General features: G+C 67.2%; 12 protein-coding genes and 1 pseudogene. All 13 read right to left on the bottom strand.

Annotated elements, in window-relative coordinates; all coding sequences use genetic code 11:
* Positions 1-87: 87 nt before the first annotated feature.
* Positions 88-1,260: a DivIVA domain-containing protein gene (locus QUE25_RS02525; RefSeq protein ID WP_286267265.1), complete on the bottom strand. Its 1,173-nt coding sequence runs from the start codon at positions 1,258-1,260 to the stop codon at positions 88-90.
* 168 nt (positions 1,261-1,428) lie between these two features.
* A complete protein-coding gene (locus tag QUE25_RS02530) occupies positions 1,429-1,719 on the bottom strand; it encodes a YggT family protein (protein WP_286267267.1) in 291 nt (96 codons plus the stop codon).
* A gap of 12 nt (positions 1,720-1,731) precedes the next feature.
* Positions 1,732-2,235, bottom strand: coding sequence for a cell division protein SepF (locus QUE25_RS02535; protein ID WP_286267269.1), 504 nt, complete (start codon positions 2,233-2,235; stop codon positions 1,732-1,734).
* Between the two features lie 100 nt (positions 2,236-2,335).
* Positions 2,336-3,106 (bottom strand): purine nucleoside phosphorylase YfiH/LACC1 family protein, encoded by a 771-nt coding sequence (locus tag QUE25_RS02540; RefSeq protein ID WP_286267271.1) that lies wholly within the window; start codon positions 3,104-3,106, stop codon positions 2,336-2,338.
* Positions 3,107-3,334: 228 nt separating this feature from the next.
* A pseudogene (ftsZ, locus tag QUE25_RS02545) lies at positions 3,335-4,292 on the bottom strand (cell division protein FtsZ); the annotation flags it as partial.
* A gap of 319 nt (positions 4,293-4,611) precedes the next feature.
* The gene (locus QUE25_RS02550) at positions 4,612-5,340 is read right to left on the bottom strand and encodes a cell division protein FtsQ/DivIB (protein WP_286267274.1); all 729 of its coding nucleotides are present in this window, start codon (positions 5,338-5,340) and stop codon (positions 4,612-4,614) included.
* Positions 5,337-6,791, bottom strand: coding sequence for a UDP-N-acetylmuramate--L-alanine ligase (gene murC / locus QUE25_RS02555; RefSeq protein WP_286267276.1), 1,455 nt, complete (start codon positions 6,789-6,791; stop codon positions 5,337-5,339). Before murC ends, QUE25_RS02550 begins: the two co-directional genes overlap by 4 nt.
* Positions 6,788-7,900 (bottom strand): undecaprenyldiphospho-muramoylpentapeptide beta-N-acetylglucosaminyltransferase, encoded by a 1,113-nt coding sequence (gene murG, locus QUE25_RS02560; protein WP_286267278.1) that lies wholly within the window; start codon positions 7,898-7,900, stop codon positions 6,788-6,790. Before murG ends, murC begins: the two co-directional genes overlap by 4 nt.
* Before the next feature lie 34 nt (positions 7,901-7,934).
* The gene (ftsW, locus tag QUE25_RS02565) at positions 7,935-9,251 is read right to left on the bottom strand and encodes a putative lipid II flippase FtsW (RefSeq protein ID WP_286267280.1); all 1,317 of its coding nucleotides are present in this window, start codon (positions 9,249-9,251) and stop codon (positions 7,935-7,937) included.
* Positions 9,248-10,747 carry a UDP-N-acetylmuramoyl-L-alanine--D-glutamate ligase gene (gene murD / locus QUE25_RS02570; RefSeq protein ID WP_286267282.1) on the bottom strand — a complete coding sequence of 500 codons (1,500 nt, stop codon included), beginning with the start codon at positions 10,745-10,747 and terminating at the stop codon, positions 9,248-9,250. Before murD ends, ftsW begins: the two co-directional genes overlap by 4 nt.
* Before the next feature lie 66 nt (positions 10,748-10,813).
* Entirely contained in the window at positions 10,814-11,884 is a 1,071-nt protein-coding gene (gene mraY / locus QUE25_RS02575) for a phospho-N-acetylmuramoyl-pentapeptide-transferase (RefSeq protein ID WP_286267284.1), read from the bottom strand.
* Positions 11,885-11,887: 3 nt separating this feature from the next.
* Complete coding sequence (locus QUE25_RS02580) at positions 11,888-13,330, bottom strand: UDP-N-acetylmuramoyl-tripeptide--D-alanyl-D-alanine ligase (RefSeq protein ID WP_286267286.1); 1,443 nt, start codon at positions 13,328-13,330, stop codon at positions 11,888-11,890.
* Positions 13,327-14,919: a UDP-N-acetylmuramoyl-L-alanyl-D-glutamate--2,6-diaminopimelate ligase gene (locus QUE25_RS02585; protein WP_286267288.1), complete on the bottom strand. Its 1,593-nt coding sequence runs from the start codon at positions 14,917-14,919 to the stop codon at positions 13,327-13,329. The genes QUE25_RS02580 and QUE25_RS02585 overlap by 4 nt, the downstream gene beginning before the upstream one ends.

Genomic DNA, 14,919 nt, shown 5'->3' on the forward strand with positions numbered 1-14,919 from the left:
TACACCTCACTACGCGCCATGCAACTGAGCGGATACGCCGACGCCCCCGACACCTGTAAGGGTGCGGGGACGCCGGAGAGTAGAGGTTCAGTTCAGTTCTTGGCGGCTCTCATCGACCAGGGCGTCCAGCCGCGGGGTCGAGACATGCGGCTGACCCAACCCGTACATCGCATCGGTGTCGGGACGCTGACTCGGGCTGATCGATGTCTGGCCCAGCTGGTCGATCTGCGACTGGAGGAATCCGTTGAAGGTGCGACGGTAATTCTCCTCGTAGTCGCGCAGCTGATTGACACGATCAACCAAGACGTCGCGATCGTTCTCCAAACCGGTGAACAGCTCGGCACGGCGCTCGCGAACCTCGGCGTCCAGCCGGTCGGCGCGTCCGCGGGCCTCACCCAGAATGCGGTCTGCCTGCTGGCGGGTCTCGGTGTCCAGCTGCTCGGCGCGCGCCTTGGACTCACGGTCCAGCTGATCGGCGCGCGAACGCGACTCGTGATCGAGTTGCTCGGCGCGGGCCCGGGCTTCGGCGGTGGTGCGCTCGGCCTGACCCACAGCCTCGGTGATCCGGCGGTGAGCCTCGGCATCGGCGTCGGCCAGCAGGGTCTCGGCCTGCTCGGTGGCCAGTTCGACCAACCGGACAACCGCCGAGCTGGCCTCGGAACTCGTGGTGACCCGAATCTGGCGGACATCGCCGTCGGAGCCGTCCAGCACCTGCCGCGGCGCCGGGGCCGGCGCCTGCTGGGCGGCCTCCGCGCGCTGCTGGGCCGCCGCCAATTCCTGCTGGCTGTTGTTCAGCTGGCCACGCAGTTCCTCGAGCTGACGGTGCAGGTTCTCGTTCTCGGCGCGCAACTGCTCGCCGCCGGTCTTCGACAGGTCGCTGCTGGCCCGCAGCTCGTCCAGCTGTCCGCGCAGCTGAGCGACCTCACTGCTCAGCCGCTCGTTCTCCTGGTGAAGCTGGCTGCTCGCCGTTTGCAGCGAAGCGTGCTCGTTGCGCAGGGCATCCAACTCGCCAGCCAGGCGGCTGGACGCGGCTTGCGCGTTCTTCAACTCGTTGCGCAGGGCATCATCAGCTTCACTGGAGGCAGCCTCGCCACCAGAGCCACCGGCACGTAACTGCTCCAGTTCCTCGGTCAGCTGGGCATAACTGATTTCCAGCTTGTCCATGAAGTTGTCTACCGCGCTGGCCCGATATCCGTCCTCGCTTGGCTTACGCGCCATCGGGAAGCGAATATTGCGGACCTCATCGAGGGACAGAGTCATCTCTTACTCCAGATCAGCAGGCTCAATTATCCGGACGAGCCAGGTAGCCCGACCCTTTTGTGTTCGTCTTCGAGTGCGCCGTGGCGCACTTATGACCTGTTCAGGTTACTCCATGGGGCTCTGATACGCCTGACCACGACGCACAATGCGTGCCCGACTGGGCCTGAATCAGAAGAAAACCTGGACGATCACGCGCTGTAGCACGTAGACGCCGATGAAAACTGCCATAAAGGCTATGTCGAGACTTACGCCGCCGAGATTGAGCGGGGGGATGATCTTGCGCAGCGCGCGGATAGGAGGATCGGTCAACGTATAGATGATCTCGAACAGCGAAGCGAGGATACCTCGGGGACGCCAGCGCGGAGCGAACATCGGAATCCAGCTGATGATCATTCGCGCGAGCAGCAGCCAGATGTAGACCTGGAGCAGCATGTACAAGAGCCAGCCGGCAGTCTGCATCGGTAGGAAACCTCAACTCTGGTTGTAGAAACCGCCCTTGATGCGTTCCTTATCTTCGGCGGTCACGTTGACATTGTTCGGCGAGAGCAGGAAGACCTTACTCGTTACACGTTCAATCGTGCCACGAAGTCCAAAGATCAGCCCAGCCCCGAAGTCGATGAGACGCCGCGCGTCGGCGTCCTCCATGTCGGTCAGGTTCATGATCACGGGCACGCCGTCGCGGAAGTGCTCACCGATCGTCCGAGCCTCGTTGAAGGCCCGCGGATGGACGGTGATGATGCGGCCGAGGTCGGCCTTGACCGGATCGGAAACGCGAGTTTCGACATCTGCGGCATCACGGTAGTGGTCCTGCTGCGCCGGGCGGCGGTTGATGGGTGTCACGGCCGATACCTCCTCGCTGCGCTCGTAGCCATAGATCGGTTCGCTGAACTGCTCGACGTCGTCGCCGTAGCGCTCGTCCTCCTCATCCCGGACCAATCCGAGCCACGCCGCCGCTTTCCGAATCGTCTGCGCCATTGTGAACCCTTTCACGCTCGACTGAGGAGTATCCCGCAACCGAGTCGAGCCTACCTGGACAAGGCGTGAAGGCCGCGAAGATCGCCACGCGACACGCCCGCTATTCAGCGAGCCAGACCAGACCGATCTGGCGGCCGGCACCGGGACCGTCACCGCGGTGGGAGAACAGGCTCGTGCTGGTCAGCGTGCACGGATCCGCGCGATGAACCTCCACCCCCAGATGTTCGAGTTGTGCCTCGGCACCGGCGCCCAGATCAATGGCCGGACTCCCCCAGCTCGTGACCGCTGCACACTCGGGAATCCGTTCGGCAGCATCAGCAGCCATCTGAGCAGGCACTTCGTAGCAGTCGCCGCAGATGTGCGGGCCGATCCACGCCGTGATCCGGCGAGCGCCCGCATCGCCCATCGCTGCGACCGCTGCAGGCAGCACACCCTCGAGCAGGCCCACGCGCCCGGCATGGGCCCCGGCGACGATGCGCCGGGCCGGATCGGCCAGGATCACCGGAACACAGTCGGCGACCCGGATCATCACCGCCAATCCCGGCGTGGTGGACACGATGGCGTCCGCCACCGGCAGCCGCGCCACACCTGGCGCGCCGTTGCCGATCCAGCCGTCGGACGACCAATCGCGTCCGTCATCGTCTGCCAGATGCACGGCGGTGCCGTGGATCTGGTGAACGGCCACGATCGGGGTGATCCCGGCGGCCTGTCGCACCCGGCTCATATTCGTGCGCAGATGGTCGATCTCGTCCAGGTCGCTGCGTCCGAGATTGAGGCGGCCCAGCGCACCCTCGGACACGCCACCCAGCCGATCGGTGAATGCGACGCCTACTCCACCGTTGCCGGCGGGGTCGATGAACTCGGCGAACACGCCGCGCTCACTTCATGAAATCGGGGATGTCCAGGTCGTCATCATCGTCGGCGACCGGAGCCACTACAGGACGCTTGGTCATGTGCGTCGGTTCGTTGTGGCCGTCGTCGGACGCCGAGAAGTTCGGTGTGAACCGACGCTGCTCGTCGGACCGATTGATCATCGGCTCGGCCTTGGGCTGCGGACGAGTCTCCGGCTGCTGAGCGGCGGCTGCGGGCTTCGCCTTGGGTGTCGGCTGGCCGGAATCGAAGCCTGCCGCGATGACAGTGACGCGCACCTCATCGCCGAGCGCATCGTCGATGACCGTGCCGAAGATGATATTCGCCTCGTCGTGTGCGGCTTCCTCAATGAGGTTCGCGGCCTCGCTGACTTCGAACAGGCCCAGATCCGAACCGCCCGCAATCGACAGCAGCACGCCGCGCGCTCCGTCGATGCTGGCCTCCAGCAACGGGCTGGAGATGGCCTGCTCGGCCGCCTCGCGCGCCCGGTCGTCACCACGGGCCGAACCGATGCCCATCAAGGCCGACCCGGCGTTGCTCATGACCGACTTGACGTCGGCGAAGTCGAGATTGATCAGGCCGGGTGTCGTGATGAGGTCGGTGATACCCGACACGCCTTGCATCAGTACCTGGTCGGCCTGCTTGAAGGCGTCCAGGATGGCGACCCGCACATCGGTCATCTCGAGCAGCTTGTCATTGGGGATGACGATCAGGGTGTCGACCTCGTCGGCCAGGTTCGCGATGCCCGAGTCCGCCTGATTGGCTCGGCGGCGTCCCTCGAAGGAGAACGGCCGGGTCACCACCCCTATGGTCAGTGCACCCAGCGAACGGGCGATCTTGGCCACCACCGGGGCCCCACCGGTACCGGTGCCACCGCCCTCGCCGGCGGTGACGAAAACCATGTCGGCGCCCTTCAGCGCGTCCTCGATCTGGTCGGAGTGATCCTCGGCCGCCTGGCGGCCCTTCTCGGGATCAGCACCGGCACCCAGACCGCGGGTCAGGTCCCGGCCGATGTCGAGCTTGACATCGGCGTCGCTCATCAGCAGCGCCTGGGCATCGGTATTGATCGCGATGAACTCAACACCCTTGAGGCCCGACTCGATCATCCGGTTGACGGCATTGACACCACCGCCACCGACGCCGACCACCTTGATGACTGCCAAGTAATTCTGCGATGCAGTGGCCACCAGTCCGCCCCATTCCCTGCCAGTGCTCAAAGCACCGATTCGTCTGTTCGCTCGTTCGGCTCGTCCGCGCCCCGGTTCCGATCCTTCCGGCCCCGTGGCTGCACCCATTCTGCACTGCCGATCGAAGCAATTCCGCCAAGTGAGCGACCAAATCCGCGGCCGGTTCGTCGGCAGATGGCCTTTTGAGGCAGGCAATGACATGCTCACCCGCTCAGACACGCGAAACTCACAGTACGAAAGCAGCCAAAGTGCTGTCCACACCGGGACACGCTCAAACCTCGATAACCTCAAGTACAGGTCGAGGCTTTGGGACCCGAGTTCAGCGGATTGCCGGATGCCCGGGCGCCGATACATCGAAAACCGTGCCCGGCTGGGCCAGCAGCACCGGCAGCAGGGCCGCCTTCTCGTCCGAGAGGCTGGCGTTGCCCCAGACGATCTGCCGTCCGTCGGCCAGCTCGATCACGATGTGGTCGATGGTGGAGGCCGTCACCTGGGTGGTCTGCGCGACCACATCGGCGGGCAGCGCCGAGACCACGGTGGCGACGTCGGCCAGCATCCGCTGTTCGTCACCGGCGGTATCGGCGACCACGCCCTCGACAGGCTCCGATGCGGTGTGGAAAATCTTCCCGCTAGCATCCACCCATTGATAGCTGCCCGCATTGATGCGCTGATAAACCATCGTGCGTTCGATCACCTCGATGCCCAATTCATGCGGCCAATTGCGGTGCAACACCACGTCGGCCACCTCGGGCAATGCCAGCAGCCGCTGGCGGATGGCGTCGGCCGGGATGCGCGTGAGCGGCGTGCCGAGGGGCACTCGCGCGGTCTGGACGATCTCGTCGGTGGTGGTCAGCTGGGTACCGGTGACGGTGACCTCACGGGTGGCCAGGGCGGACGAGAAGAGCGCCACCCAGGCCAGCACCGCGAGGACCACCAATGCGGCGCCGATGATGATGGCCCGCTTGCGCCGGGCGCGCTGCTGGGTCTTGCGGCGCAGGTCGAGCCGAGGCCCCAGGTCGGTGCGTCCGCTGGTCCCGTTGGCCGTCATCCCCGACTGACTCGCTTTTTCAGCTGATCGACGAGCAGCGGACCGACCAGCGTGACATCGCCCGCGCCCAGCGTCATCACCAGGTCGCCCGGACGCACCAGGTCAGCCAGCACCCGCGGCAATTCGGCCTTGTCGGGGACGTAGTGCACCTCGGTCGTCGATCCGGCGTGGGCTTTCGCGGCGTTGGCGATCAGCGCCCCACTGACACCCGGCATCGGTTCTTCGCGGGCGCCGTAGACGTCGGTGACGATCGCGATATCGGCCAGGCAAAGCGCCCGGCCGAACTCCTCGGCGAAATCGCGGGTACGGCTGTACAGATGTGGCTGGAAGCAGGCGACCAGGCGTCCGGAGCCCCGGGCCCGGAGCGCGGCCCCCAGCGAGGCACGTAGTTCGGTCGGATGGTGGGCATAGTCGTCGTAGATGCGCACCGGCGCGGCGTCCGGGTCATCGCTCAGCGGCTGGCTGGCGATCAGCTGGAAGCGGCGCAGCGTGCCGGTGAACTGCGCAGCGGCGGCCAGCAGATCGGCGGCGTCGATTCCGAGCAGGCGTCCGACCGCGAAGGCCGCGGCAGCGTTGGCCAGGTTGAAGCGTCCCGGCACCTGAAGATCGAGTTGGTGGGTCCGTCCCTCGGCGTGCAGCCGAGCCGACGAGGCGGTGTCCTTGAAACGCAGATCGGACAGCCGGTAGTCGGCGTCGGCCGCCTCACCGTAGGTGATCACCTTCACCACCCCGGCCTTGCGCAACTCGGACGCCAGATCGCGCGACCCCGGGTCATCGGCGTTGATGACCACCGAGCGCACGGTCGGGCCGTGCGCGAAATCGCGGAATCCTTCGTGGTAGGCCTTGGCGGTGCCCCAGTTGTCGAGATGATCTGCCTCGATGTTGGTGATGACGGCGATCTCGGTGGGGTACTGCAAGAAACTGCCGTCGGATTCGTCGGCCTCGATCACCAGCACGTCGCCGGAACCGAGGTGGGCGCTGCGGCCGGTCGCGGCCAGCGGCGAACCGATGACGTAGCTCGGATCGGCCCCGGCGTGAGCGAGCATCGTGGCCGTCATGGCGCTGGTGGTGGTCTTGCCGTGGGTGCCCGCGACCGATACCCCGCGGCGTCCGATCATCAGTGCCGCCAGCGCGGCGCTGCGGTGCCACAGGCGCAGTCCGGCCGCTTTGGCGGCGACCACTTCGGAGTTGTTCTGGCGGATGGCCGAGGAGACCACCACCGTGTCGATGCCGTTCAGGTGAGCAACGTCGTGGCCGACCGCGGTCGCGATGCCGAGCTCCGAAAGCTGATGCAGGACCGGCGAGTCGGAGCGGTCACAGCCGGAGACCGGCATGCCTAGCTCGTTGTACACCTCGGCGATTCCGCTCATGCCGGCACCGCCGATGGCGATGAAATGGATCGCCCCCGCCTCGGCTGCGGGCAACACCTCAATGATCTGGCGCAACATCACCGTTCTCCTGCCTGTGCGGCGTCGAGGACCACATGGGCGACTCTGGCCGCCGCATCAGGACGCATGAGTTTCTGGGCTGCGGCCGACATCGCCGCGAGCTTGCCGGGTGCCGCGAACAGCGCCGTGACTTCGCTGACCAGCCGGTCGGCGGTCAGCTCGGCGTCGTCGATGCAGATGGCTGCCGAAGCGTCCACCAGCGGTTTGGCGTTTCGGGCCTGCTCGCCGTTGCCGATGGGCAGCGGCACCATGATGGCAGGTAATCCGACGGTGGCGACCTCGACCACGGTGCCGGCACCCGAGCGGGCCAGCATCAGATCGGCGGCCGCGTAGGCACGCTCCATGGCGTCCACATAGCCGACCGGAACGTAACGAGCACCGGTGGTCTGGTCGACACGTTCGGTCAATCCGTCATGGTAGTTCTTCGGGCCCCACACATGCAGCACCTGGATGCCCGCGGCGAGCAGCCGGTCGGCGGCGTCCACGGTGGCATCGTTCAGGCTACGGGCCCCCTGTGATCCCCCGCTGACCAGCAACACCGGCAGATCGGGGGCCAGGCCGAACGACTGCCGGGCCGAAGCCGCCGCAGCGGTGCGTCCGGCCTCCGCCAGGTCGGTGATCGCCCGGCGCACCGGCAGGCCCTCGAAGCGTGCGCCCTTCAGCTCGGTGCCGGGGAACGACGTCAGCACCGCCACCGCGAAACGGCTGGCGATCTTGTTGGCCAGCCCCGGCAGCGCGTTCTGCTCATGAATCACCACGGGAATCTTGAGGCGGCGGGCGGCCAGATAGGCGGGCAGCGATGCGTACCCACCGAACCCGCAGACCACATCGGCGTCATGTGCGCGCAGGATCTTCTTGGCCTGGCGAACCGCCCCGGCCAGCCGTCCCGGGACCCTGAACAGGTCCAGGTTGATCTTGCGTGGCAGCGGAACCGCCGGGACCAGTTCGAGATCGAGTCCGGCTTCGGGGACGACGCGGGTCTCCAGGCCACGCGCCGTGCCGATGCAGGTGATCTGGGTGTCCGGTGCTATCGCTGTGATGGCCTGCGCGGTCGCGATCAGCGGTGACGTGTGGCCCGCGGTACCACCGCCGGCCAGAATGACGTTCACCATCTGTTTCTCCGATCGTCTGATTCAGCCGGTGATCTCATCGGCGGGTGTCGACAACGCTGGTCATTCTAGGCTGACGGGTTTTGCGCCCGGCAGCCAGCAGTCTGGCTGCCTCGGGCTCTTGTCGGGCGGCTCCCAGCAAAATGCCGACGGCTACCAGGTTGGCCAGCAGGGCCGAGCCGCCCTGACTCAGGAACGGCAGCGGGACGCCGACCACCGGCAGCAGCCGCATCACGACGAAGATGTTGACCAGCGCCTGAATGACGATCCACGCCGTCATGCCGCTCGCAGCGTAGGCGAGCAGCCTGTTGGACGACCGGGCCGCGATTCGAAGCCCGGTGAACGCCAGGACGAAGAACAGGCAGAGTACGATCAGCGTCCCGACCAGGCCCATCTCCTCGCCGAGCACCGCGAGCACGTAGTCGGTCTGGGCACCGTTGTACAGGCCGCCCCATTTCTGGCGGGAATGGCCCAGGCCGACGCCCCACCAGCCACCCGAAGCCAGCGCATAGATGGCATTCATCGGCTGATCGCTGACGGCATCGCTGGGGTTCACGAAGCTGAAGAGCCGGTGCATACGCTCGGGATCGGTCACCACCATCAGTCCGATCACCACGGCGCCGACCGAACCGAGCGCAGCGATCACCCGCATCGGGGCCCCGACGAACCACAGCACCGCGAACATGATCAAGGCGATGATCACCGCGGTGCCGAGATCCTTCTGCAACAGCACCATGCCTTCGATTACGAGGAAACCGAGCAGGAAGGGGAACAACAGCCGCCTGGGGTCGCTGAGTGTCTTCGTCCGGTTGGCCAGCACGGCCGCCGACCAGAGAATCAGGGCCGCTTTGGCGAACTCGGACGGCTGGATCGTCCCCAGGGGACCGAGCCGTAGCCAGGAACGGTTACCGTAGGCGTCCTCGCCCAGCGGAGTGAAGACCAGGGCCAGCAGCACGATGCTGAAGATCATGCCCAGCCAGCCGAGCACTGCATATGCCGATGCGCTGCGCCGCGACAGCCACCAGGCCGCTGGTATGCCCATGGCCAAGAAGACCAGCTGTCGCACCAGGTAGTAGTAGGCGTCGCCCTGATTGGTGACCGACGACCACACCGAGGAGGCCGAGAGCACCATCAGCACGCCGAGTCCGACCAACAGCGCAGACGAGACGAGCACCAGGTAGTAGTCGGCGAGCGGCTGGGACAGCACGCGGGCGAGGTTCCCCTCGCCATGGCTCCCGAAGTCGGCCAGCCCGCCCTCCAGCCCGCGCTTGCGGCGCTTGGCGGCTGCCGGGCGGCTCGCGGCGGCCGGGCCTGCCGGCCGGCCGGGCTTGCGGACCTCGGACGCGACGCTCATTGCCGCACTCCACCGCCGGGCAGCCCGCGGACGGCTGCGGCGAAGTCGTCGCCGCGTGCGGCGTAACCGGGCCACATGTCCTTGCTGGCGCCTCCGGGTGCCAGCAGCACGGTGTCTCCTCGCTCGGCGAAGGCGGCTGCGGCCTGCACGGCCTCGGTCATCGCGCCCTTCGCATCGTGGCGGTCGATGACCACCACGGGCACACCAGGAGCGTGCCGGGCCAAGGCGTCGGCCACCACCTGCCGGTCGACACCCAGCACGATCGCCGCCCGCAGTTTCGATGCGTGGGCGGTCACCAGGTCGTCGAAGCTGGTGCCCTTCGTCTGTCCGCCGGCGATCCACACGATCGAATCGAAGGCCCGCATGGACGAGTTGGCCGCGTGCGGATTGGTGGCCTTCGAGTCGTCCACCCAGGTGACCCCGTCGATCGTCGCGACGGTGGCGATGCGATGGCCGCCCAGTTTCAGGTTGCGCAGACCCGCGGCCACGGCGGGCCCGGGCACGCCGAAGCTGCGGGCGAGCGTGGCCGCGGCCAGGGCGTTCTCGATGTTGTGCGGGGCGTTCGGGTGCACGTCGGCGACGTTGGCCAGCGGCAGCGCCGAATCGTGACGCTGCGCGACGAACGCGCGGTCGACCAGCAGATCGTCCACGATGCCGAGCATCGAGATCGACGGGATGCCGAGCGTGAAACCGATCGCCCGTGCTCCCTCGATCACCTCGGCATCGGCCACCATCTTCTCGGTGACCGGCTCGGCGACGTTGTAGACGCAGGAGTGCCTGACGTTGTGATAGATGCGAGCCTTGTCGGCGCGGTAGCCGTCCATGGCGGCATCGGGATCGCCGAGCCATGGCCCGTACCACTCCAGGTGGTCGGCGTGCAGATTCAGCACCGCCGCCGAATGGAGTTCGAGCGAATGGGTCCAGTGCAACTCGAAGCTGGACAGCTCCACGGCGAAGACGTCATAGGGGATCTCGTCGTTGATCGCCTCGATGATCGGGCGCCCGATGTTGCCGACAGCGGCCGACTTCAGGCCTGCCGCGCGCAGCATCGAATCGAGCATCTGGACCGTCGTGGTCTTGCCGTTGGTGCCGGTCACGCCCAGCCAGGGGACGATGCGGTCGGGGTGCATCAGCCGCCAGGCGAGTTCGACGTCGCCCCAGATCGGCACGCCGGCCGCCGCGGCGGCAGCCAGCAGCGGGTAGTCGGGGCGCCAGCCCGGCGAGGTGATGACCAGATCGATATCGTCCGGCAGGGTTGCCGAGGAGCCGGGACCGAGCCGCACGGTCGCGTCGAGGTGCTCGAGCAGGGTGGCTTTCTCGCGGTTCTCGTCGGAGTCGAGATCGTCGAGCACGATCACCCGGGCACCCAGTTCGAGCAGCGCGTCGGCTGCCGCGAAGCCGGAGGTGCCCAGCCCGGCCACCACCACCGCGGCCTCGCGCCACGGCGAGTAGCGGTCGGCGATCCGAAGCCACGCCAGGGGCCTGTCGGTTGTCATCTTCGTCCTCCTGGGGAAGTAGGAACGGATCTGTTCAAACGTCTGTCAGCGGTCTTCTCGGACCGGCTATTGGCCCAGTATCCACTGGGCATAGAAGACCGAAAGCCCCGTGACGACCGACACGCCGCAGATGATCCAGAATCGGATCACCACGGTCACCTCGTCCCAGCCGAGCAGCTCGAAATGGTGGTGCAGCGGCGCCATCTTGAAGACCCGCTTGCCGTGGGTCAGTTTGAAGTAGCTGACCTGGATCGCCACCGAGGACGCCTCGAGAACGAAGAGCAGGCCGATGATGATCAGCAGCAGTTCGGTGCGGGTGAGGATCGCCAGGCCACCCACGGCGCCGCCGAGGGCCAGCGACCCGGTGTCGCCCATGAAGATCTTGGCCGGTTTCGCATTCCACCACAGGAATCCGAAACAGGCTGCGGCCAAGGCTGCCGAGATGACCGCCAGATCCCAGGGATCGCGGACCTGGTAGCACATCGGGCCGGCGGTCGAGCCGGGCCGGCACCACTGGTTGCGCTGCCAGATGTTGATCAGGGTGTAGGCGCCGAAAACCATGGTCAGCGCGCCGGTGGCGAGCCCGTCGACACCGTCGGTGAGATTCACGGCGTTCGAGGACGCGATCACCATGAAGGTCATCCACACGATCGCCGCCACCAGCGGCAGCCGCAACCATTCGATGTCGCGGGTGAAGGAGATGGCGGTGCTGGCGGGGGTGTCGCCGTAGGCATTCGGCCCGAACAGTGCTGCGGTACCGAAGGCGGCGCCGATCACCAACTGGCCCAGGAGTTTCCCCCGGGAGGTCAGCCCCAGCGAACGCTTGTGGCTGATCTTCGTCCAATCGTCGATGAAGCCGAGCAGCCCGCAGGCGACCAGCAGGCCGAGCAGCAGCAGGCCCGAATACGACGGGAGTTCCAGGTTCACCAGATGAGCCAGCGCATAGGCCAGCACCACCGCGAGAACGATGGCCAGCCCACCCATGGTCGGGGTGCCACGTTTGGCGCTGTGGGTGGCCGGCCCGTCGTCGCGGACGAACTGGCCGTAGCCGCGGCGCACCAGGAAGCCGATGAAGGCCCGCGTGCCGATCAGTGTCCCGGCCAGAGCGACGACCCCGGCAACGATGATCAGTTTCATCATCTATTCCTCTCCGCCCACCAGCTGGTCGGCCACCTCGTCCAGACTGAGGCCTCGGCTTGCTTTCACCAGCACAACGTCTCCGGGCTGCAACTCCAGCGAGCCGGCCACGGTCTGCACTTCCGCGATCCGGGCGCGAGCACCGACGCGCTCGGCGCCGCCGACGATATCCTGCGCGTGCTCGCCCAGCGCGACGATCTCGTCGTAGCCCAGCTCTGCGGCCAGCTGACCGATGCCGGCATGCAGCTCGGGCGAGGTCTCCCCCAGCTCGAGCATGTCGCCGATGACCGCGATCGTGCGCGCCTGCGGCCGGGAAGCCCGGCGCCGCTCGCCGATCGCGGCAACCGCACGCAGGGCAGCCGCCATGGATTCCGGATTGGCGTTGTACGCATCGTTGATGACCGCTGCCCCATTCGGCAGTTCGTGCAGTTCCATCCGCCACCGCGCACGGGCGGTGGCCTGGTTGAGTGCCGCGGCCACCGTTTCGAGTGGCACCCCCAGGACGAGCGCGGCGGTGGCTGCGGCCGTGGCATCGGCGACCTGGTGCTCGCCGATCAACCGCAGCTGCACCTTGGCGCTGTGTGCGGTCGCTCCGGGTCCGGTGACGGTCAGCACGAAGGAGTAGCGGTCGAGATCGTCCGGCTTCAGATCCGTGGCCCGGACGAACAGTTCGGCGTCGACGGGTTCTGTGCCGCCGACCATGAAGCGGGCGATGCGGGCTTGGGTGCGTGGCGCCATGGCATCGACGAACGGGTCGCCGGCATTGAGAACGGCCCAGCCGTCCGGGTCGAGCGCCTCGACGATCTCCCCCTTGGCTTCGGCGGTCCTCGCCTTGCTGCCGAACTCGCCGAGGTGCGCGGTGCCGATGTTCAGCACGATGGACACGCTGGGGTGCACGATCGAGCAGAGGTAGGCGACGTCGCCGATCGCCCGGGCGCCCATCTCGCTGACCAGATAGCGGGTCCGCTCGTCGATCTGGCAGACGGTGAGCGGATTGCCCAGCTCGTTGTTGTGGGAACCGGCCGGGCTGACCGTTGGGCCGACGGCGGCCAGGATCTGGGCCAGGAGGTCTTTGGTGCTGGTCTTGCCGGCGCTGCCGGTGATCGCGACCGTCTGTAGACCGGCGGCCCGGGCCTCCGCGTGCAGGCTACGGGCCAATGCGGTGAGGCCTTGCTGGGCGTCCTCGCAGACCAGTTCGGCCAGCGGGGCATCGACCTGGTGGGTCACGATGGCCGCGGTTGCTCCGAGCGCGGCGGCTGCAGCCACATAGTCATGGCCGTCGACGTTCTCGCCGGGCAACGCGACGAACAGTGCTCCTGAGGTGGCCTGGCGGCTGTCGATCACGACAGCGGGGCCAACGACCGTGTCGGGGTCTGCGGTCACGGTGCACGGCTCACCGCCTGCTTCGATGAGTGCAGCCAACTCTGCTGCGCTGCGCGTCCTCATGATGGGCCTCCTGGGGCTTGGCTGATCTGCGCCCACCTATCCTGCGTGACTGCGACGTCGTCGAAGTCGATCGTCCGATCAGCGAACTGCTGGCTGCGTTCGTGGCCTTTGCCGAGTATGACGACGACATCTCCCGCCCGGGCCAGCCGCAGTGCCTGCTCGATGGCCGTGGCCCGGTCACCGCCGTCGTAGGCCTCGACCCGGGCATCATGGCTGCCGGGTGCGGCGGACGCGATGGCCTCGCGGGCGCCGGCCAGCACCCGGGCGCGGATGGCGGCCGGGTCTTCGGAGCGCGGATTGTCATCGGTCACCAGCACGATGTCGGCGCCGTGTACCCCGACCGCCCCCATCGGTTCGCGTTTGTCGGGATCGCGGTCACCGCCGGCGCCGAAGACCGCTATCACTCGCCGGCCGGTGAAGCCCGGATGGCTGAATGCGGACAATGCCGAGGCGATCGCCTGGGGGGTGTGGGCGAAGTCGACATAGACGTGCGGCGCCGCCTCGCCGTCCAGCGGCACCGGCTGCATGCGTCCGGGGATGACCGCGGCGGCCAGTCCGGGCAGTGCGGCGGTCATGTCGTAGCCGGCCTGATCGATCATGGCCAGCGCGGTCGCCGCATTGCGCACGTTGTACTCGCCGGGCAGGCAGGTGAACGCGTCGAGTTGCGCGCCGTCGTGGGCCAACGTGAAACGAGATCCCGGACCGTGCGGCTGCCAGGCCACCACCCGGTAGTCGCAACCGTCACTCAGCCCGACGCTGACCGCCGGCAGCCCGAGTTCGGCCGCCTGTCTCATCAGCCTGCGTCCGGCCTCGTCGTCGCCGTTGATGACCGCGCGCTTGGCGTAACCAGGGGTGAACAGCTGAGCCTTGGCCTGGTAGTAGGCCTCCATCGTGTGGTGGAAATCCAGGTGATCGCGGCCGAGATTGGTGAATCCGGCGACGTCGAACTGGATGCCTGCCACCCGGTTGAGCGCCAGGGCATGCGAACTGACCTCCATGGCCATCACATCGGCACCGCGAGCCGCCAGCGTCGCGATGATCGCCTGCAGATCGGGCGCCTCGGGAGTGGTGATCGTCGAATGGTCGATCTGGACCGGCTCCCCGCCGACCAGGAACCCCAGCGTTCCGATGCTGCCCACCCGGTGCGCAGCCGCGTCCAGCGCCGAGGCCAGCATCAGCACCGTCGTGGACTTGCCGTTGGTTCCGGTCACTCCGAAGCTGGTCATATTGCGCGCGGGGTGGCCCCACACCCTGGCCGAGGCGATCGCCATCACGTAGCGAGGATCGTCGCAGACCACCACCGGCAGGTGCTGACCGTCGGCGAGCCGGGCGCCGGCGGGGTCGCTCAGCAACGCGACCGCACCGGCGCTGCGGGCCGCCTCGGCGAACAACGCGCCGTGGCTGCGGGTGCCGGGAAGGCCGACATAGAGGTCGCCAGGACGAACCCGGCGGGAGTCGAAACTGACCCTGCTGACGATCGGATCGGCGTCCGGCAGCTGCACCGGCAGCCCCGCCAGTAGCTGCGAGAGCGGCTGCGGGAAGGTCTGCGGTGCCGGCTGCGCCTGGCTGTGCTGTTCTTCGCTTGCCAC

It is taken from the genome of Brooklawnia propionicigenes (genome assembly GCF_030297015.1).
In the GTDB taxonomy this organism is placed as follows: Bacteria; Actinomycetota; Actinomycetes; order Propionibacteriales; family Propionibacteriaceae; genus Brooklawnia; species Brooklawnia propionicigenes.

Coding starts and splice junctions, on each gene's coding strand:
- QUE25_RS02530 (WP_286267267.1), bottom strand. CDS start 1,719: ATGCAGACTGCCGGCTGGCTCTTGTACATGCTGCTCCAGGTCTACATC.
- QUE25_RS02535 (WP_286267269.1), bottom strand. CDS start 2,235: ATGGCGCAGACGATTCGGAAAGCGGCGGCGTGGCTCGGATTGGTCCGG.
- QUE25_RS02580 (WP_286267286.1), bottom strand. CDS start 13,330: ATGAGGACGCGCAGCGCAGCAGAGTTGGCTGCACTCATCGAAGCAGGC.
- ftsW (WP_286267280.1), bottom strand. CDS start 9,251: ATGAGCGTCGCGTCCGAGGTCCGCAAGCCCGGCCGGCCGGCAGGCCCG.
- QUE25_RS02525 (WP_286267265.1), bottom strand. CDS start 1,260: ATGACTCTGTCCCTCGATGAGGTCCGCAATATTCGCTTCCCGATGGCG.
- QUE25_RS02550 (WP_286267274.1), bottom strand. CDS start 5,340: ATGACGGCCAACGGGACCAGCGGACGCACCGACCTGGGGCCTCGGCTC.
- mraY (WP_286267284.1), bottom strand. CDS start 11,884: ATGAAACTGATCATCGTTGCCGGGGTCGTCGCTCTGGCCGGGACACTG.
- murG (WP_286267278.1), bottom strand. CDS start 7,900: ATGGTGAACGTCATTCTGGCCGGCGGTGGTACCGCGGGCCACACGTCA.
- murD (WP_286267282.1), bottom strand. CDS start 10,747: ATGACAACCGACAGGCCCCTGGCGTGGCTTCGGATCGCCGACCGCTAC.